General features: G+C 64.8%; 17 protein-coding genes. 2 read left to right on the top strand and 15 right to left on the bottom strand.

Annotation, left to right across the window (positions count from 1 at the left end; translation table 11 throughout):
* Window positions 1-112: 112 nt before the first annotated feature.
* Together JQ627_RS10420 and JQ627_RS10415 are read right to left on the bottom strand one after the other, a co-directional pair.
* Window positions 113-1,024, bottom strand: a complete 912-nt coding sequence (locus tag JQ627_RS10420; RefSeq protein WP_212484140.1) for an amino acid ABC transporter substrate-binding protein — start codon at window positions 1,022-1,024, stop codon at window positions 113-115.
* A 98-nt stretch (window positions 1,025-1,122) separates the two neighbouring features.
* Window positions 1,123-2,520 (bottom strand): M20 family metallopeptidase, encoded by a 1,398-nt coding sequence (locus JQ627_RS10415; RefSeq protein ID WP_212484139.1) that lies wholly within the window; start codon window positions 2,518-2,520, stop codon window positions 1,123-1,125.
* Window positions 2,521-2,822: 302 nt separating this feature from the next.
* Between JQ627_RS10415 and JQ627_RS10410 the strand changes: the two genes are divergently transcribed.
* Window positions 2,823-4,202 (top strand): LLM class flavin-dependent oxidoreductase, encoded by a 1,380-nt coding sequence (locus JQ627_RS10410; protein ID WP_212484138.1) that lies wholly within the window; start codon window positions 2,823-2,825, stop codon window positions 4,200-4,202.
* Window positions 4,203-4,317: 115 nt separating this feature from the next.
* Here the strand turns inward: JQ627_RS10410 and JQ627_RS10405 are convergent, their stop codons facing one another.
* The 4 genes from JQ627_RS10405 to JQ627_RS10390 all read right to left on the bottom strand — a co-directional run bounded on the left by JQ627_RS10405 (window position 4,318) and on the right by JQ627_RS10390 (window position 9,509).
* Entirely contained in the window at window positions 4,318-5,979 is a 1,662-nt protein-coding gene (locus tag JQ627_RS10405) for a thiamine pyrophosphate-binding protein (protein ID WP_212484137.1), read from the bottom strand.
* A gap of 105 nt (window positions 5,980-6,084) precedes the next feature.
* The gene (locus JQ627_RS10400) at window positions 6,085-6,588 is read right to left on the bottom strand and encodes a GFA family protein (RefSeq protein ID WP_212484136.1); all 504 of its coding nucleotides are present in this window, start codon (window positions 6,586-6,588) and stop codon (window positions 6,085-6,087) included.
* A 176-nt stretch (window positions 6,589-6,764) separates the two neighbouring features.
* Entirely contained in the window at window positions 6,765-7,892 is a 1,128-nt protein-coding gene (locus JQ627_RS10395; RefSeq protein WP_212484135.1) for an alkene reductase, read from the bottom strand.
* Between the two features lie 120 nt (window positions 7,893-8,012).
* A complete protein-coding gene (locus JQ627_RS10390) occupies window positions 8,013-9,509 on the bottom strand; it encodes an aldehyde dehydrogenase family protein (protein ID WP_212484134.1) in 1,497 nt (498 codons plus the stop codon).
* 183 nt (window positions 9,510-9,692) lie between these two features.
* On the opposite strand from JQ627_RS10390, the gene JQ627_RS10385 reads away from it, so the two are divergent.
* Complete coding sequence (locus JQ627_RS10385) at window positions 9,693-10,538, top strand: SDR family NAD(P)-dependent oxidoreductase (RefSeq protein WP_212484133.1); 846 nt, start codon at window positions 9,693-9,695, stop codon at window positions 10,536-10,538.
* Window positions 10,539-10,805: 267 nt separating this feature from the next.
* On the opposite strand, the gene JQ627_RS10380 is transcribed toward JQ627_RS10385, so the two are convergent.
* The 9 genes from JQ627_RS10380 to JQ627_RS10340 all read right to left on the bottom strand — a co-directional run bounded on the left by JQ627_RS10380 (window position 10,806) and on the right by JQ627_RS10340 (window position 19,088).
* Complete coding sequence (locus tag JQ627_RS10380) at window positions 10,806-11,012, bottom strand: hypothetical protein (protein ID WP_014491844.1); 207 nt, start codon at window positions 11,010-11,012, stop codon at window positions 10,806-10,808.
* 72 nt (window positions 11,013-11,084) lie between these two features.
* Window positions 11,085-11,498: a Rieske (2Fe-2S) protein gene (locus tag JQ627_RS10375; protein ID WP_212484132.1), complete on the bottom strand. Its 414-nt coding sequence runs from the start codon at window positions 11,496-11,498 to the stop codon at window positions 11,085-11,087.
* A 7-nt stretch (window positions 11,499-11,505) separates the two neighbouring features.
* Window positions 11,506-12,618 (bottom strand): amidohydrolase family protein, encoded by a 1,113-nt coding sequence (locus tag JQ627_RS10370; protein ID WP_212484131.1) that lies wholly within the window; start codon window positions 12,616-12,618, stop codon window positions 11,506-11,508.
* 14 nt (window positions 12,619-12,632) lie between these two features.
* Window positions 12,633-13,694 carry an amidohydrolase family protein gene (locus tag JQ627_RS10365; RefSeq protein WP_212484130.1) on the bottom strand — a complete coding sequence of 354 codons (1,062 nt, stop codon included), beginning with the start codon at window positions 13,692-13,694 and terminating at the stop codon, window positions 12,633-12,635.
* 160 nt (window positions 13,695-13,854) lie between these two features.
* Window positions 13,855-14,850, bottom strand: coding sequence for a hypothetical protein (locus JQ627_RS10360; protein WP_212484129.1), 996 nt, complete (start codon window positions 14,848-14,850; stop codon window positions 13,855-13,857).
* Window positions 14,847-15,968 carry a GNAT family N-acetyltransferase gene (locus tag JQ627_RS10355; RefSeq protein WP_212484128.1) on the bottom strand — a complete coding sequence of 374 codons (1,122 nt, stop codon included), beginning with the start codon at window positions 15,966-15,968 and terminating at the stop codon, window positions 14,847-14,849. The genes JQ627_RS10360 and JQ627_RS10355 overlap by 4 nt, the downstream gene beginning before the upstream one ends.
* A complete protein-coding gene (locus JQ627_RS10350; RefSeq protein WP_212484127.1) occupies window positions 15,965-17,164 on the bottom strand; it encodes a hypothetical protein in 1,200 nt (399 codons plus the stop codon). Before JQ627_RS10350 ends, JQ627_RS10355 begins: the two co-directional genes overlap by 4 nt.
* Window positions 17,161-18,036: a ThiF family adenylyltransferase gene (locus JQ627_RS10345; protein ID WP_212484126.1), complete on the bottom strand. Its 876-nt coding sequence runs from the start codon at window positions 18,034-18,036 to the stop codon at window positions 17,161-17,163. The genes JQ627_RS10350 and JQ627_RS10345 overlap by 4 nt, the downstream gene beginning before the upstream one ends.
* Window positions 18,033-19,088: a hypothetical protein gene (locus JQ627_RS10340; protein ID WP_212484125.1), complete on the bottom strand. Its 1,056-nt coding sequence runs from the start codon at window positions 19,086-19,088 to the stop codon at window positions 18,033-18,035. The genes JQ627_RS10345 and JQ627_RS10340 overlap by 4 nt, the downstream gene beginning before the upstream one ends.
* Window positions 19,089-19,182: the final 94 nt, after the last annotated feature.

The following is a 19,182-nucleotide window of genomic DNA, read 5'->3' as shown; positions in this document are numbered from 1 at the left end:
GATCTCTTGAAAGAGGTCTTGGGCGTCTATGCAAATGTCCGGCCACCCTGGTGTCAAGAGTGACCGGACATCATTTTGATCCCGAAGTCCTGCTTCCAGGACGGATCGGAGCTTACTTGTAGTCGTCCGGATTCGGCGAGTCGCTCGGCTTGGCGAACTCGTTCTTCAACTCGGCCGAGATCGGGGTGTTGAGGTTCAGACCCTTCGGCGGGATCTTCTGCGTGAACCACTTTTCGTAGATCTTCTGGCCTTCCCCCGAGGTGTAGAGCGCGGCGGTCGCGGCATCGACCACCTTCTTGAAGGCGGCGTCATCCTTGCGCAGCATGATGCCGTACGGCTCGGGCTTCGAGAACGCGTCCTTGGAGATGACGTAGTCGTCCGGCGACTTCGAGCCGGCGACGAGGCTCGCGAGCAGGATGTCGTCCATCACGAAGGCCACCGCACGATCGGTCTCGACCATCAGGAAGGACTCGGCATGGTCCTTGGCCGGAATGATGTTGGCGCCGAGGCCCTTCGCAACGTTGGCTTCGGTGAGCTGCTTGATGTTGGTGGTGCCGGCGGTGGAGACCACCGTCTTGCCCTTGAGGTCGTCGATCGACTTGAGGCCGCTCGACTTCTTGAAGACGTAGCGGCTCGCGGTCAGGAAGTGGGTGTTGGTGAAGGCGACCTGCTTCTGACGCTCGGCATTGTTGGTGGTCGAGCCGCATTCGAGGTCGATGGTGCCGTTGGCCATCAGCGGAATACGCGTCGCCGAAGTCACCGGATTGAGCTTGACCTCGAGCTTGTCGAGCTTGAGCTCCTTCTTCACGGCGTCGACGATCTTGTAGCAGATGTCCATCGCGAACCCGACGGGCTTCTGGTTGTCGTCGAGATAGGAGAACGGGATCGAGGAGTCGCGGAAGCCCAGCGTGATGGCGCCGGTGTCCTTGATGTTCTTCAGCGTACCGGTCAGCTCCTGGGCCCCAGCCTGGCTGACGGCGAAGGTCGCGGCGAGCGCGAGGCCGATGCTACGGAAGTGTTTCACTTTTAGTCCCCTTTCAGGATGATGCCGGCGGGATGCAAGCACAAATTGGGTTGGAATAGAATGTGACTTTTGGCTGGATCGCAGCTCAGGTTAACGGCTCAGGTCAGCGGCCTTGTTAGGGGTCCTGGCAATTCCCCGAGATCCCAGAACAGCCCGGCCATCACCGTCAAGGCCTCTTCGGTCAATGGCAGCAGGATGTGCTCATTGGGCGCATGCTGGGAGCAGCCGGGATAGGAGTGCGGGACCCAGATCGTCGGCAGGCCCAGAATCTCGGAAAACACGTCATTGGGCAGCGAGCCGCCGAAATTCGGCAGCACCGCCGGCGTCTTGCCGGTGGTGTTTTTGACCGAATCCGCCGCCCATTTGATCCAGGGGCTGTCGAAATCGGTGCGGGAGGCGGCAAAGCTCTGGGCCGCCCGCACCTCGACCATCGGAAAGCCCCTTGCGACCAGATGCGCACTGATGGCTTCGATCAGGCCGTCGACCCTGGTGCCGACCACGAAACGCAGTTGCAGCACGGCATTGGCGTGGCCGGGAATGGCGTTGGCCGGCTTGCCGATATTGCCGGACGACATCGCCAGCACTTCGAGCGTGTTCCAGGCATAGAGCCGCTCGGCGGCCGACAGCCCTTCCTCGCCCCAGTCCTCCGCGAGCGCCGGCTCGTCCTCGGTCGGCACCACCTGCACGTCGGCAAGATAGCTGCGGATCTGGTTGGTGAGCCGCGGCGGCTTCAGCGCGTCGAGCTGAAGCCGGCCATGGCCGTCGACCAGCGTCGAGATCGCGTTGACGAGAATGGTCGCGGGATTGGCGAGCACGCCGCCCCAATTGCCAGAATGATGGCCGCCATCGCGCAAATTGACATCCAGATGAATGCGGATGCCACCCCGGCAGCCGAGGAACAAGGTCGGCCGGTCGGCCGACAGGCGCGGCCCGTCGGAGGCCATGAACAGGTCCGCCTTGAGCGCATCGCGATTGAGATCGCAAACCTTGCCGAGATCGGGCGAGCCGATCTCCTCGCCCATCTCGACGATGAACTTGGCATTAAAGCCGAGCTTGCCGCCGCGGGCCTCGCGCACCGCGCGGAGCGCCGCCATGTTGATGCTGTGCTGGCCCTTGTTGTCGGCAGTGCCACGGCCATAGAGCCGCGTGCCCGCAACCGTCGTGCGCCAGGGATCGCGGCCGTCGCGCCACTCCCCCTCCATGCCGTCGACGACGTCGCCGTGACCATAAATCAGCACGGTCGGCACTGACGCGCTCTCGTGATGTTCGGCGAGCAGGAACGGAGCCTTGCCGCTCGGGGATTCGACGATGCGGCTGGTAAAGTCGAGCGCAGCAAAGGCCGGCTGCATTTCCTGTTCCAGATAGCCGCGCAGCTCCACGCCGCGCGACGGGTTCTGGCTTTCGGTCCTGAAGGCCACGCGGCGGTCGAGCTCGGAAAGGAACGCACCGGATTTGAAATCGTCACGGGCGCGGATGATGGCGTCGGCTCTGGTCATGGCTGGTTTTTCGAGGCTTTGGGACGAAGGACCTTACCCGAGACAGGTAGCCCTTCGAAAGTGGCGGGGACTTGGACAGTTCTTGTAGTTCGCTTGTAGTTCTCTTGTAGTTCTCTTGGGATTTCGTTCTTGCGCTCTTGAGATTGGCTTGCCAAGAGCGGGAGCGCCGCTGATTTTGGCCAAGCGCAAGCCTTTCTATTCTTGGCCCTTGCCAAGGGCCAATTATATGCAAGAACTTCGCCAAGTTGCGGCGCACGTCTATCATTCGAAGAGCGCTCGGTACAGGGCGCCGGGGGACCCTCATGGCCAAGCAGATCAGGCTCAACGCCTTTGCGATGAATTGCGTCGCGCATCAATCACCCGGGCTGTGGACCCATCCGCGCGACCGCACCGCCGAATATAACCGCCTGCCCTACTGGATCGATCTCGCCAGGACGCTGGAACGCGGCCGTTTCGACGGGTTGTTCCTGGCCGACGTGCTCGGCGTCTATGACGTCTATGGCAACAGTCCTGACGCGGCCTTGCGCAATGCAGCGCAGACGCCGTCGAACGAGCCGCTGCTGCTGCTCTCGGCGATGGCGGCGGTGACGCAGAATCTCGGCTTCGGCGTCACCAGCAATCTGTCCTTCGAGCCGCCCTACCCGTTCGCGCGGCGGATGTCGACGCTGGACCATCTCACCGAGGGACGGATCGGCTGGAACGTCGTCACCGGCTATCTTGACAGTGCCGCGCGCGGCGCCGGCAAGGACAAGCAGACCGGCCACGACGACCGTTACGACATCGCCGACGAATATATGGAGGTGGTCTACAAGCTCTGGGAAGGCAGCTGGGAGGACGACGCCGTGCTGCGCGACCGCAAGCGCGGCATCTTCACCGATCCCACAAAGGTTCATCGCGTCAACCATGAGGGCGCGAACTACCGCATCAACAACACCATCCACCTCAGCGAGCCGTCGCCGCAGCGGACGCCCGTGCTGTATCAGGCAGGCACCTCGCCGCGCGGGCGGCAGTTCGCGGCGAAGCACGCCGAATGCGTGTTCATGTCGGGACCGTCGGCCAAGATCATCGGGCCGCGAGTCTCCGCGATCCGCCAGGAGGCCGCCGCGCTCGGCCGCAACCCGGCCGAGATCCTGATGTTCAACATGATGACGATCATCCTCGGTAACACGGAAGCCGAAGCTGCGGCGAAATATGCCGACTACCGGTCACATATCAGTCCGGAAGGTGCGCTGGCCCTGATGTCGGGATGGACCGGCATCGATTTCTCCGGCTACGAGCTCGACCAGCAGGTGCGTCACGTCCAGAACGATGCCGGCCGCAGCGCACTCGATAACGTCACCCGCGGCGACCCCGATCGCGTCTGGACCGTGCGTGACGTCATCGAGCATGTCGGCATCGGCGGCGCCGGCCCGGTCGTGGTCGGCACGCCCGAGAGCGTCGCTGACAAGATCGAGGACTGGTTCGAGAAGACCGACGTCGACGGGCTGAATGTCGCGTTCGCGATCTCGCCCGGCGATTTCGAGGATATCGCCGACATGCTGGTACCGGAGCTGACCAAGCGCGGCCGCTACAAGCCGGAATATGCGAAGGGCACGCTGCGGGAGAAGCTGTTCGGCGACGGCCGCGCGAGGCTCAACGCGCCGCATCCGGCGGCGGGGTATCGGGTGGGAAAGAAGGGGTAGAGGCCACCTCTTCGTCATTGCGAGCGCAGCGAAGCAATCCAGAGTCCCTCCTCAGAAGCAGTCTGGATTGCTTCGTCGCGAGTGCTCCTCGCAATGACGGAGGAGAGAGCCAGCCTTACACCTTCCCGTCCACCATCACCTCGATCAGCTTCGTCCCCGGCCGGCCGAATGCCGACGCCAGCGTCCCCTTCAGCTCGCGCGGATCACTCACCTTGATCGCCTCGCAGCCGAGCGCCTTCGCGATCCCTGCGAAATCCACCGGCGGATCGACAAAATCCATGCCGACGTAATTGTCGTCGCCATGGAAGGCGAGCAGGCGTTGCTTGATGATGCGGTAGCCGCCATTGTTGGCGATGACGACGTTGAGCGGCAGCTTGTGATGCGCCGCCGTCCACAGCGACTGGATCGAATACATCGCGCTGCCGTCACCGGAGAAGCACACCACGGGCCGATCCGGATTGGCGATGCTGGCGCCGACGGAGGCCGGCAGGCCCCAGCCGATGCCGCCGGACGCAAGCCCATGGTAGCCGAAGCGGTCGCGGTGCGGACGCAACGCCGTGAGCTGGCGGCTCGAGGTGAGCCCTTCGTCGACGAGGATCGCATGATCGGGCATGGCCTCGACCATTTGCAGCACCAGCCAGTCCGGATCGATGGGACTGCGACCGGCGCTCTTGCCGATCTGCTCGACCAGCGCGGCGCGACGTGCGGTCCAGTTCTTCGGCGCCAGCTCGGCGAGGCGCTGCTTTGCACGGCTTGTCAGCGCAGCACCGCCCATCTCCTTCAGCACCGGGATCAGCGCGCGCAGCGTCTCCTTCAGATCCGCCTTGAGTGCGATCTCGGCACCGTAATTCTTGGCGATCTCCCAATCGACGAGGCCGATCTGCACGATGCCGAGTCCGTCAGGCAGCGCATCGACCTCGCTATAGACCGACATCCGCAGTGGATCACCGCCGAGCGCGATCAGGAGATCGTAAGGCGCGAGCGTATCGCGCGCGGCCTTCTGCACGCGCGCCAGCGTGCCGACGAAGCTCGGGCTTTCCGAGAGGAAATGCGAGCCATAGGGCGTCGAGGACTGATAGGCGGCCGCACCAAGCAGCTCGGCGAGTTCGGCGGCCTCCTTCAGTGCATCGCTCTTGACCACCTCGTCCATGGTGACGATGACGGGACGCTCGGCCTTGAGCAGCCGCGCGGCAAACGCCTTCAGCGCCTCGTCCGACGGCTTTACGCGAGCATCGATGCGGGTGGAGCGGCCGAGATCGATGCCGGCCTCGCTGTTGAGGATGTCGCCCGGAAGCGAGATGAACACCGGCCCGGTCGGCGGCGTCATCGCGACCTTGGCGGCGCGGCGGACGATGCGCGGCAGATCTTCCAGCCGCGTCACCTCGACCGCCCATTTCACCAGCGGCTCGGCCATCCGCACCAGCGGGCCATAAAGCACCGGCTCCATCAGGCCGTGGCCCTGCTCCTGCTGGCCGGCGGTCAGGATCATCGGCGTGCCCGTGAACTGGGCGTTGTAGAGCGAGCCCATCGCGTTGCCGAGCCCCGGTGCGACATGAACGTTGCAGGCGACGAGTTTGCCGGAGGCGCGGCTGTAGCCATCCGCGATCGCGACCACCAGGCTCTCCTGCATTGCCATCACATAGGTGAGATCAGGATGGTCCTTCAGCGCATGCATGATCGGCAGCTCGGTGGTGCCGGGATTGCCGAACAGATGGGTGATGCCCTCATCCTTGAGCAGCGCGAGAAAGGCGGAGCGGCCGGTAATCTTGTTCTTCATGGTTCCTCCAGGAGCGGACGTTGCCGCAAGGACGGGCGCATGATGGCCGAAGTCACGGGAGGCGCGCAAGGAAGCGCGGTCATGGCTGCGTTGCGCGGGCGCGCTTCACATCTCCTCGCGACCCAGCTCGAACGGATCCTCACCGCCGGCGCGCTTCTTCTTTTTCGAGCGCTGCCAGACCACGCCCGGAAAGCCTTTCAGCGGCACCAGCGGCTCGCCGGTATATGCCCATTCCTGCAGCTCTTCGATCGCGATGTGATAGAGCGGCTGGCGGCCGGTGCGCTCCTTGAACAGCGCGCGGGGGATGTTGACCATGTGCGGGCCGCGCGGGCGCTCATAGGAGATCGGCGTGCCGCAATGCGAGCAGAAGCTGCGCGCGGTCTTGGTGGCCTTGTCTTCGTAGCGGGTGAGCGCGGTTTTGCCTGAGGTGATACGGAAGCGCTTCTTCCAGCTCCCGACATAGGTGGCATAAGCGGCGCCATGGGCGCGGCGGCTGCTGGCAGAGTGATCATGCCAGGCCCAGCGCGCGGGAATGTCGATCTCGAAGGTGACCTTGCCACAGAGGCATTGGCCGGTGGCAGTTCCTGCGGCGGCGGCGGCTTTGGCCATCGTGGCCCTCCATCGTCATTGCGAAGACGACAACACATGATTGTCATTCCGGGGCGCGACGAAGTCGCGAGCCCGGAATCCATCGAACGGCAAGCCAGGACGTGAAATGGATTCTCTGATGCGCAATTGCGCATCAGAGCCCGACGCTACGCGTCGCCGCGGAATGACGGAGATACTTACGCCGGCGTCAGCTCGTCATACACCGGGTAATCCGTATAACCCTTCTCCTCGCCGCCATAGAACGTCGCGCGGTTGTACGGCGTGATCGGGTAGTCCTGCTCGAGGCGCCGCGGCAGATCGGGGTTGGAGATGAAGATACGGCCAAAGGCGATGATGTCGGCGTGTCGGTCGGCGATCGCGGCATTCGCGGTCTCGCCGGTAAAACCGCCGGCCGTCATCAGCACGCCACTGTAGTGCGGACGGAACAGCACCATCGCCGATGGCACGTTCTCCCAGTGGACGTCGGCGCGGCCGGCGCCGCTGGAACGCGGCTCGATGAAATGCAGATAGGCAAGCCCAAGCTTGTCGAGCGCCTTCACGACATGAGTGTAGAGCGGCATCGGATCGGGCTCGCCGGAATCATTGGCGATGCCGTGGGGCGACAGCCGCACGCCGACGCGGTTCGCGCCCCAGACGTCGATCGCCGCCTGCGTCACTTCCAGCAGAAGCCGCGCGCGGTTCTCGATTCCGCCGCCATATTCATCCGTGCGCTGGTTGCTGCGCGACTGCAGAAACTGCTCGAGCAGATAGCCGTTGGCACCGTGGATCTCGACGCCGTCGAAGCCGGCGGCGAGCGCGTTCCTGGCGCCCTGCCGGAACGCTTCGACGACGCCCTTGACTTCATCGGTCTCCAGCGCGCGCGGTGTCTCGTAATCAGAAATCTTGCCGTCGGCGGTCATCGCCTTCATGCCTTCGGCCTTGATCGCAATCGCCGAGGCCGAGACCGGCAGCTCACCGCCATGGAAGGAGGAATGCGAGACGCGGCCGACATGCCAGAGCTGGAGGAAGATGATGCCGCCCTTGGCGTGCACGGCATCCGTCACCTTGCGCCAGCCGGCGATCTGCGCCTCCGAATAGATACCGGGCGTCGCCGGATTGCCGCGGCCGTGAGAGAGCACCGGCGAGGCTTCGGCGATCAGCAGGCCGCCCTTTGTTGCGCGCTGGCCGTAATATTCGGCATTGAGCGGCCGCGGCGAAAAGCTCTCACGTTCGGCACGCATGCGTGTCAGCGGCGCGAGCGCAACGCGATGCGCGAGCTTGTACGGACCAACCTGCAACGGTCTAAACAACGCCTCGAATTTCATGGGTGCCCCGAACGGCTATGGAAGGATGCTGATCATATAGCGAGGGGCGGCCACCGGAAAAGGCGCCGCCCCTACTAAAAGCAGATATTCCCTCTCGCGGAACGCGGGAGAGAACAGGCCTTACGCGGTCTTGATCCAGACGGCCTTCACGTTGAGATATTCCTCGACGTGCTGCTTGCCGGACTCGCGGCCGTAGCCGCTCATCTTGTAGCCGCCGAACGGCACGGCCGGGTCCATCGCCTGATAGCAGTTCACCCACACCGAGCCGGCCCGCAGGCTCTTCGCAACCGCATGCGCCTTGCTGACGTCGCGCGTCCACAGGCCGGAGCCGAGGCCGAACGTGGTGTTGTTGGCGCGCTTGACGAGCTCGTCCATGTCCTTGAACGCGATCGCGGAGATGACGGGACCAAAGATCTCTTCCTGCGCGATGCGCATGTTGTCCTGGACGCCCGCGAACACCGTCGGCGAGACGAAGAAACCCTTCGACAACGCACCTTCGGTGACGCGGCCACCGCCGGCGAGCGCCCGCGCACCTTCCTTCTGGCCGATGTCGAGATAGCCGGTGACGCGCTCGAGCTGCTGCTCGGAGACGAGCGGGCCGATCTGGGTGTTGGGATCGAGGCCGTTGCCGACCTGCAGCTTCTTGCCGAACTCGGCGACGCGGCCGACGAACTCCTCGTAGATCGACTGCTCGACGAACAGACGCGTGCCGGCACTGCAGATCTGGCCGGAATTGGCGAACACCGCCATCGCGGCGCCGGGCACGGCGGCGTCGAGGTCGGCATCCGCGAACACGATGTCCGGCGATTTGCCGCCGAGCTCGAGCGAGACGCGCTTGAGGTTGCCGGCGGAGGCACGGATGATCGACTGTCCCGTGACATGCGAGCCGGTGAACGCGACCTTGTCGACATCGTGATGCGAGGCCAGCGCCGCGCCCGCGGTCTCGCCATAGCCGGGCACGACGTTGACGACGCCGGGCGGAATGCCTGCTTCCATCGCGAGCTCTGCAATGCGCAGCGAGGTCAGCGGTGCCTCTTCGGCAGGCTTGAGCACCACGGTGCAGCCGGTCGCGATCGCCGGGCCGATCTTCCAGAGCGTCGCGGTGAGCGGACCGTTCCAGGGAATGATGGCGCCGACGACACCGACGGGCTCCTTCAGCGTGTAGGAGAAGATTTCGCCAGGCAGCGAGTTCTCGATGGTCTCGCCATGGATCGCCGTGGTCTGGCCGGCGTAATAGCGCAGCATGCCGACGGCACGTAGGCGATAGGCGCGGGTGCGGCTGAGCGGCGCGCCCATGTCGAGCGTGTCGAGCTGGGACAATTCGTCGAAATTCTTCTCGACGAGGTCGGCGAGCTTGAGCAGCAGGTTCTGCCGCTCGAACGGTTTTACTTTGCTCCAGGGACCTTCGAAGGCACGGCGAGCGGCCGCAACGGCACGGTCGATGTCTTCCTTGTCGCCCTCGGCGACGGTTGCGAGCAGTTCGCCGGTGGCGGGGTTGTGGGTCTCGAAGCGCTTGCCGGAGGCAGCATCGACCCACTTGCCGTCGATCAGCATCTGCTTGTAGGACCCGTTGGCGAACGGATGGCGCGTGATCGGAATAGCCTGCGACACAGCCATGGCTGCACTCCCTATCAGTGATTGATTGGTTCGATCTGGGCGGGATCGTTAGGTCGACGAGAATACAGCGGTGCGGGATAGGCGTAAAGTCGCCGTGGAACGAAGACCTCCCATGCCGACTTGTGCAGGGTCGCGCGAGCGCCATGTTATAGCTCGACCGAGCCCCTCCCCCGGAGACCGACAATGCCACATTCCGCCATCGTCAAAGACAATGTCGCCGTGATCACGGGTGGCGCGTCCGGTATTGGACTAGCCGCCGCTGCAGCCTTCGCGCGCGCCGGCATGAAGGTGTGCATCGCTGACGTGGATCAGGCGCGGCTGGCGGAAGCCGCAACAAAACTGTCATCCGTCGCGCCTGCCGCACATGTGATGACGTTCGCGGTCGATGTCAGCAAGGCGGAGAGCGTGACGGAACTGGAACGCGCCGTGCGCGAGCGCTTCGGCGGTACCGACATCCTCATGAACAATGCCGGCATCCAGCCGGGCAGCACGCTGTTCGGCGAGCCCGACAACTGGCAGCGGATCATCGGCGTCAACATGTGGGGCATCGTCAACGGCTCACGCATCTTCGCGCCCAACATGATCGCGCGCGGCAGGGCCGGCCTCATCATCAACACCGGCTCCAAGCAAGGCATCACCACCCCGCCCGGCGATCCCGCCTACAACGTGTCCAAGGCCGGCGTGAAGGCATTTACGGAAGCGCTCCAGCACGAACTGCGCAATACGAAAGACTGCCACATCAGCGCGCATCTGCTCATTCCGGGGTTCGTCTTCACCGGCCTGACCGCAAAGGGCCGCACCGAAAAACCGGCCGGCGCCTGGACGCCGGAGCAGACCGTGGATTTCATGCTGGCGCGGCTGGAGGCCGGCGATTTCTACATCCTGTGCCCGGACAATGACGTGCCGCGCGCGCTCGACGAGAAGCGCATGCTGTGGGCCGCGGGGGATATCGTCGAGAACCGGCCGCCGCTGTCGCGGTGGCACCCGGACTATGCGGATGCGTTCGCGAGGTTTGTGGACGGGGAGTAACTGTCTTCCCTTCCCTTGTGGGAGAAGGTGGCATAGGCGGCCTTCGGGCCGCCGTTCTTAAGGGAACGCCGAAGCGAAGCTTCGGCTACGGCGCCGGATGAGGGGTTGCATCCGCAAATTCAGGAGCAGCGTCTCTCGCGGAGAGAGATCCCTCACCCGTCTCGCCGCTGGCGCCATAGCCGATGCAAAGCATCGGCGTTCTCAAGAACGGCGGCCGAGGGCCGCCTATGCCACCCTCTCCCACAAAAGGGGAGAGGGTAAGAAAAGCTACAGCGTCTCTTGCTGATGCCCGCAATTCTTGCAGGCGAACTTGACCCGGCTCTGGCCCTTTTCCGCCTGGACCCGGTTCGGCGCGCCGCACTTGCCGCAGACGGCCTCGATGCGGGTCGAGCCCTGCTTCACGACGATGGTCTTCTTTTCCATCGATTCGCGGATCAGGCGCTCGGCCTCCTCACGCAGGGATTGTTTCGACAAAGCTCGTCTCCGCCTCTGAAAGCGCGAGAGCCATATCGCACTTGCGTGGAAATCACAATCGGCAAAGCCGGTTCAGACCTCGACGATCACATAGCTGTCCTCGACATGCACCGGAAACGTCTCGGCAACATACGGGCCCTTCTGCAATTCGTCGCCGCGCTCCACTGCCACGGGATAGGACCGGATCTTGACCCGTTTCGGATCGAACCAGGACTGGCCGTTGCGCATGTCGAATTCCCAGCCGTGCCAGGGGCAGCGCAGCATTTCGCCGACGCGCGACCGCTCATAGACGCCCGGCTCCGGCGAGGTCAGCCGCGCCACGCAGGCGGCCTTCTCCAGCGGCGCGCCCTCGTGGGGACAGCGGTTCAGCAGCGCGAAGAACTCGCCATTGACATGGAACACGACGATGTCGCGCCCGGCGATATCAACGACCTTGTTGCCGCCGGGCGGGATCTCCGAGGTGCGCGCGACGATGTGACGGGCCATGCTGGTCTCAGAACTTGTACACCGCGCGGGCATTGGCGCTGAAGATCTTCTTCCGCTCCGCCTCGGACAGCGGCGTCTTGAAGGCAAAGCGCGGATCGTCGAAGTCCCAGTGCGGATAGTCCGACGAGAATAACAGCCGGTCGATGCCGACCCATTCGATCAGCGCGCGCAGATGCCGCGCCTCGTCCGGCTCGTCGATCGGCTGCGTCGTGAACCAGAAGTTTTCACGCACGTATTCCGATGGCTTGCGTTTCAGATGCGGCACTTCGCTGCGGAAACGTTCAAAGTGCTGGTCCATGCGCCACACCGCGGACGGGATCCAGCCGAAGCCGCCCTCGATGAAGACGATCTTCAGCTTTGGAAACCGCTCCGGCACGCCCTCGATCACGAGGCTCGCAAGCTGCGCCGCGATGGTGTGCGCGTTGGACTGGTGCTCCTCGACATAATAGGACGGCCAGCCGCCACCGGTCGGCGGATGTCCGCCATAGCCGCCGACATGGATGCCGAGCGGCAGGTCGAGTTCCTGCGCCCGCTCGTAGATCGGCCAGTAGCGACGGCGGCCGAGCGGCTCGTTGGCGCGCGGCGAGACGTTGATCTGGATGTATTCGCCGATCCTGGCGCAGCGTTCGATCTCGGCAATCGCAAGATCCACCCCGTCCTGCCCGACCAGGATCGAGGCCTTCAGGCGGGGATCCCTGTGCGACCAGAACGCCAGCTGCCAGTCGTTGATGGCGCGCTGGATCGCGGCGCCGAATTCGAGGTTCTGCTGCGAGAAGATGAAGAGATCGAGCACCTGCAAAATTCCGAACTCGACGTCGAGCGGATCGAGATGCTGCTTCTGCATGAAGGCGAGATCGGAGCCGGGCGGCCCGCCCGTCGGCGGCCAGGCATCGCGCCGCGCAATCAATGGCGAGGAGCGCGGATAGGGCGTGGTGAAGAGATAGGGCGTGCGCAGATGGCTGCCATATTCCTTCAGATGCTGCTGCCAGCGTTTTGGCAGGAACTCGTTGAGGTCGTCGAAAGAGTGCAGGCTCGGATGCACGTCGCAATCGACGATGCGCAGCCGCGAGGCCGCGGGCTTTTCCTCGTCAAGCAACGGGCGATCGATGACGTCACTCATGCGAACCTCCTGAATCAGTTGATCGACAACCGCGGAAACGTCTCCAGCGGATTGTCGACGCACATCTTCGCGATGATGCTCTTCGGCAGGTTCGCCGGGATCGGATCGTCGCCGTCGAACTGCCAGTGCGGATAGTCGGACGCGAACAAAAACATCTTCTCGGAGCCGATCTGGTCGATGATCTCCTCGACGCTCTTGGCATCGCCGGGCGCATCGAACGGCTGCATGGTCACGCGAAAATTGTCGCGGATGATCGCGGCGGGCTCGCGCTCGACCCAGGGCACCTCGACGCGGACGCCGCGCCAGGTCTTGTTGGCGCGCCACATGAAGGCCGGCAGCCAGCTCACGCCGGACTCCATCAGCACGACCTTGAGGTTCGGAAACTTGCCGAACACGCCCTCATAGATCAGGCTCAGGATCTGCGCCTGAAACGCCTGCGCCTCGACGAAGTAGTATTCGTAGCGATGCGACGGCCAGCCGGCCGAGCTCGGTGCCTGCCGATATTGCGTGCCGGCATGGATTGCGATCGGCAGCTTGTATTTCTCCGCGAGCCGATAGACCGGCCAGAAATGCCGCCGTCCCAGCAGGGTCTCGCCCTGCGCCAGCACCAGGATCGAGACGAAACGGTTGTCGCCGGCGCGGCGCTCGATCTCCTCGATCGCCAGATCCGGATCCTGCATCGGCACCACGATGGAGGCCCGCAGGCGCGGATCGCGCGACAGCCACTCGGCGGCGATCCAGTCGTTGATGGCCTTGCAGAAGTCGGCGGCCATGTAGGCATCGAACACGGCCTGCGCGCCGTAGAGCACGTTGAGGATCGCGTGGCTGGCACCGAGTTGCTCGAACGCCCCCTTCTGCACCATTGCAAGATCGGAGCCGGGCTTGGCGCCATTGGCCGGCCGCCAGTCGGCACGGCCCGACAACGGCATGCTCGGCGGATAGGAGGTGAGATCGAGCCCGTCGATGGCGCGGCTCACGACCTGCTCTTTCCAGTGATCGCTGAGATAGGGAAGCAGCGTCGTGCGCGTGCCACCAACCGCCGGATGGATGTCGCAGTCGATCCGCGTCACCGCCATGGAGCTTCCTCGCCGAGATCTTGTCAGCACATCTTTTTGGCGGCGTACTCGTGCGCCGCCAGCGCAGAGTGCCCCTGCCCGCGACGTCACGCAAGGGCGCACGCCCGCGCGATCCGTCATGGCTCAGTTGCATTTCGCAGGCGCGATATGATGCCCGGCGCTAGACGATCAGCTGATCGACCGGAAGCCGGAAATGTCGTGGCGATCGCGATGCCGTTGGGCGGCCGACGCGGAACACATTGACCAGGCGCGCCTCGTCACCCAGCCCTGCCAGAGCTCTCAGCTTGTCATTTGAGGCTGGATTATCGGCAAGCGACGATATCGGGCAGGCGACGAGGTCCGCACGATCGATCTCGAGCCACGCGCGATAGAAATGACGACCGCTCACCAGCGGGTCTTCGCCACGCGGCCGGCGGAACAGGACGATGGCCGCCGCCGACTGCGTCTTGGCGCGGTCAGACAGCAGGGACGCCGCGAGACCGAGCTTGTCGAGAACCGGGAACAGCGGACCCAGCACGAGACGCGCGCCGCTCGCCTCGACGGCGCTCATTGCAAGCGCTTCACGGTTGAGACCGCTTTGGAGATAGAGGGGATCATTCGGCGACAGCCGCATCCATGTCAGCAACTCGCGCCGAAAGTCAGCCTCGCGAATGAAGGAGAGCTCGGCCTCGTCCGCCCAAGTCGAGATCTCCGCGACCGCCTTGTGATCGCGGATGCAGACGATATCGCTGCGCGACGCGGGGAGCTGCATCAGCGAGGTCTCGTCTTGCGGAGATGCAGCGAAAGTGCTGCGCCAGGACATCCGTCGCGGCACGCTGGCCGTGAGCGGATCGGAGGCAGCGCCGCTGCCGATCGTCAGCCTGCACAACACCGCATGGGGCGAGGTAGACTTCTGATCCTCAATCGCGAGATCGGCAATCAGCAATCCGCGCCGGTTGAGCGCGAGGCTCATCCCCTCCAGGGCAGCGCCGTGCGAAACACGCACATCGTGTCCGGTGGGATCGGCAACCGGCGCCCGCACCGAGGTATCATCGACCAGCGCCAGCCGGCCGTCGGCAAGCATCTGCCAGCGCGTCGGCTGGATGTTGTGAACGCTCGGCGCCAGCCGCGCCTCCGCGACGAGCTCGCGCAACAGGTCCGGGGTCAGTAGGCTCATGACGCCGCCAATGGCTTGGTGAACAGATGCAGCCGGTGCAGCGGCTTTGCGCCGACCTTCTCCACCTGACGCAGCGAGGCGCCGTTGACATCAGCAATCCAGGTTCCGCCCAGCGTGCGGTAGCCCGCCTCGCGCAACGCCAGCGCGGTGCGATACAGCATCGCGCCGTTCAGCCCGCGATTGTGCAGGTCGCGGCAGACCGACTGATAGATCAGGACGGCGCGGGTGTTGCTGAACCGGTGCTTCAGGAAACGAAACGGCGCCGACAGGCCGATCCGGCCTCCGACCGACTGCACCAGCGGGTTGAGATCGGGAATCGCGATGATGGCGCCCGCGGGGCGGCCGCGGTGATAGACCACGGTCGAGATCCGCTTGTCGATGATCCACATCATGTCGCCGGCCTGAAACAGATATTCGGCCGCGGTCGGCGGCACGAACATAGGGTTCTCCGCAAAGCCGTCGTTGAGGATGAGGCGGGCATCCTCCAGCCGCACCTTGAACGCGGAGCGCTTGATCGGCTGCCAGACGAAGTCGGTATCGGCGAGCACCGCGCGCTGCTTGTCACCGAGCAGTTGCTCCGGCTGCCCCTGGTCCAGCGCAATCTCGAACGTCGTCATCGGGAAGACCGCCTTGTAGCCGGCGCGCTCCAGATGGCGGGCAATATGCGGGGCGCTCCACATCATGTCGGTGAACGGCGCCTTGTCGAATCCATCGGTCATCACGCCGATCTGCTGCATCGCCGTGAGATTGAAATTGCCTGTGATCGCATTCATGCCGCGCTCGGCGAGCCAGCGCTCCGCGGCGTGCAGCAGCGCGTCCGCGACCTCAGCATCGTCGACGCAGTCGAAGAAGCCGAACGCGCCGTTGCTCGTGCCATGCTTGCGATTGGAGGCGTCGTGGATCGAGGCGGCGATCCGGCCGACCGGCCGACCGTCGCGGTGCGCGGAGAACAGCGCGTAGCGGCCATGGCCCTCCGTGACGAAGGGATTTTTGGCGCGATCGAACATCCGGTCGAAATCGCTCCACAGCGGCGGCACATAGGGACTGTCGGCCCCATAGGCATTCAGCGCGGCGTCGAATGCGGCCTTGCGGTCGCCCTCGCGAATATCGAACGTCATGCGGCCTCCGGCGTGAGGGTCAGCAACCGCTGCACCAGGGTGAGCGCCGTCTCGGTGGCGGGATCGGCCGAGGTGACGGGCACGGCGAGCGCGATCAGATCGATCGGATCCCGCCCGAGCGCGATCACATGGGTGGCGCTGTACGCGGTCATCAGCGACGTCATGCGCTCAACCGCGGGATGGGTGAGCGCCAGCCCCCAGGGTGCCTCGGAGCGGCGCAGCACGCGCGACGTCACGAGAAGCTCATGGAGCAGCGGCGGATCGTAGGGAGCAAGGTCCACGGCGCGGAAGCGCCGCGCACTCTCGAAGATCGGATGGCGCGCGAGCTCGGCCACCAGCTGCGCGCGCGTCTGCGCGGGGGACGCGGCCATGGAATTAAGCAGGCCCGGCTCCTGCGATTCGAACAGGGCCCGAAGCGCGTCCGTCATCATGCCGATGGTGAGCACGCCGGCCACCGCGACCGCACAGAACCGGATGACCTGCGCCAGGTCGACATCCGACGCCATGAAGGCGGCGGCAATGCCGAGCAGGGCGGAGCTTGCCAGCCGCAGCGTCATCAGCGTGAGCCCGTGCCGCCGCGTCTCCGCGCCGCCACCGGCGATCAGCATGACCGTGACCGTGAGCAGCGCGCCGAGTGCGCCGAGGCGGACCGGGATATCGGGCCACAACGTGCGGAAATCGGTGAGGATGAAGGGCAGCACCAGCAGCGCGCCGACCGCGAGCCGCGCGATGCTGCGGTTTTCGGACCCCATCAGCTCTGCCCGGTCGCGCCGCGCCAGCAGCAGACCGCAGGTGACGAAGCCCGAAAGTTGGAACAGCGCCAGCGCGAGCGCATAGGGTTTTGCAAGCTGTTCGAGACCGAGCGCACCGCCGAGCCCCAGCACCGCAGCGCCCGCGAGCGCGGCGATTTTCACCGCGCGGGGCGCATGACGCCGCAAAATGCCTTCCGTCACGATCAGCGCGCCGAGCGGGATCAGCGATGCCGGAAGCACCGAGAGACGGTCGAGGCCGACGCTCCCAGTCCACCACGCCGCGCCGCGGATCATGAACAGCACGGCAATCACGCCGAGCGCGACCAGCAACCGGTGCGTCAGCGGGCTGCGGGGATCGCGCCGGTAGAACGTCATCATCGCCACGGCGAGGCCAATGGCGCCGCACAGATTGACGATGGAATCGGCGATCGCGCCCGCGCTCATTTGCCACTCGTCAGTTCGGCGATGGCGCGGCGCACCAGTGGGCGCATCAGCGCGGCGACGAGCGCATTCCGCGGCTTCTCGATCGCGGGCCGGTGCGGGTTCAGGAACCAGCCGCGGCAATCGGTCCCCGACTTGCGGCCGATAATGAGCGCAATCGCCTCATACGCCATCAGCATCCCGGTCGAGATCACCATCGGCGCGAACGACATCCGGCTCCGCCGCCCGGCGGCGACCTCGCCGGCGATCTCGAGATCGACATAGTTGCGCGACGACGAGTGCAGCATCACGTGCTCGATTTCGGCGAGCATCGCCGCGCGCCGGTCCTCCTCGTTGATGTCGCGCCAATCCTTGTTCCGCGTCGGATAGTTGAGCCGTTCTTCCGGCCTCGGATCGTCCGGCCGCACCACGATCACCGATGGCAGCGGCGACATGTAGGCGTCGATCACGGTCGCCGCCGCGTCCCGCGCCGTTCGATAGAGGTGCACGCCGGCGGCAATGTCGTCCATGCCGTTGACGATGATGGGACAGCGCTCGGCGATACCTCTCAATTCGCTGGTCCAGCTTTCGCCGAGCACGTCGATCTCGATCGTCGGATTGATGCGCCGGGCCGCCTCGGCGGCGACTTCGGCCTTCTCGCGGCCGACCTCGTCGGCAAAGGCAAACACCTGGCGGTTCAGGTTCGACACCTCGAACCGGTCGATATCGGCGATCACGAATTTGCCGACGCCTGCGCGGGCCAGCGCCATGAAGGCCGCGCCGCCCATGCCGCCGACGCCGCAGACAAAGACGCGCGCCTGCCGCAGCAATTGCTGCTCGCGCTCGTCGATGAAGCCCAGATTGCGGCCGGTGAACGAATAATAGTCGAAACTCATCGCCCGCCCTCGGCATCGTTGCGGCGCGGCCTCAGCGAGCCATACGCGCGGGTATCGTCCAGCCAGTAGATCAGAGGCAGCACCAGCCGCTGCAGCGCCAGCATCGCCGATGCCGCGAACAACGCCGGCAGCGAGCCGTGCGGCACCTCGCTCATGACATAGCGCCGCGCGCCCGCAAGATCGATGCGGCCGAGCTGAAGCACGTCGTCGCCCCGCGCGTAGTCGAGCTCGCGCGCGCAAAAATCATTGTAGATCTCGTTGCGATGCTTCGGAGCGGATTCGAAGGTTTTCTTCAATGCATCCGAGCCACCGGTATAGGCGTTGGTGATCACGGAGCGCGCTTCGTCGAAGCCGGCTTCCGCGCCGACGCCGAACACGGCGCGGTGGCGGGCCAGAATGCCGCGGGCGAGCTGCAAATGCGCAAAACTCTGGCGCGCCCCCGGCAGTGGCGACGGATACACATCCGAGAAGGTATCGCTGACCATGCCGACCACGGACGGAACCTGGGTGACGTTGGAGATCCATTTCGGACGCAATCCGTCACGTGCGAACAACACCAGCGCCGTCAGCCCATAGAGGACCCAGGACAGGCCCTGCCCGCGGACATCGGGGTCGACCATCACGAGTCCGAGATGGGTGACCTCGATCGGGCGGCCGTCGAGCGTGACGTCCATGACCGACAGCGCGTTGAAGGCGATCGGCCGGCCGCTCTCCTCCTCGCAGATCAGCGTGATGATGGCGCGTGCCAGCCGTTCAGGCTCGCCGGAGAAGATGCCGTAGGTCAGGCTCTCTTGCGGCAGCGTCTTGGCGGCGATGATGCGAAGCTGATCGACGAGCGTATCGAGCTCTGCCCGAGCCAGCGACAGCCCGGGCGATTCGATGATCCGCGTGCGCAGTCCCGGGGATGTTCGCAATGTGAGGTCGATAGTCGGCTGCGACAGTGCGCCCAGCCAGAATCCGGCCTGTCCGCGAAGCCTCGTGGCGGCAGCGCCGAGCTTCGCAAAACTCTTCTTCGCGCGCGATGCCGGGTCGCCGCTCTCCAGAGACGCCATCTGCCTGTCCTCGATCGGTCGCGATCTGTGCACTGCACGTATTAAGGAGCGCTAAGCACAACCTGGCGCTGTCAGGGCAGGGTAAATGAAATCT

Source organism: Bradyrhizobium liaoningense, from assembly GCF_018130785.1.
In the GTDB taxonomy this organism is placed as follows: Bacteria; Pseudomonadota; Alphaproteobacteria; order Rhizobiales; family Xanthobacteraceae; genus Bradyrhizobium; species Bradyrhizobium liaoningense_A.
The sequence above is the reverse complement of the archived record's forward strand: the minus strand, read 5'-3'. Positions and strand labels throughout refer to the sequence as shown.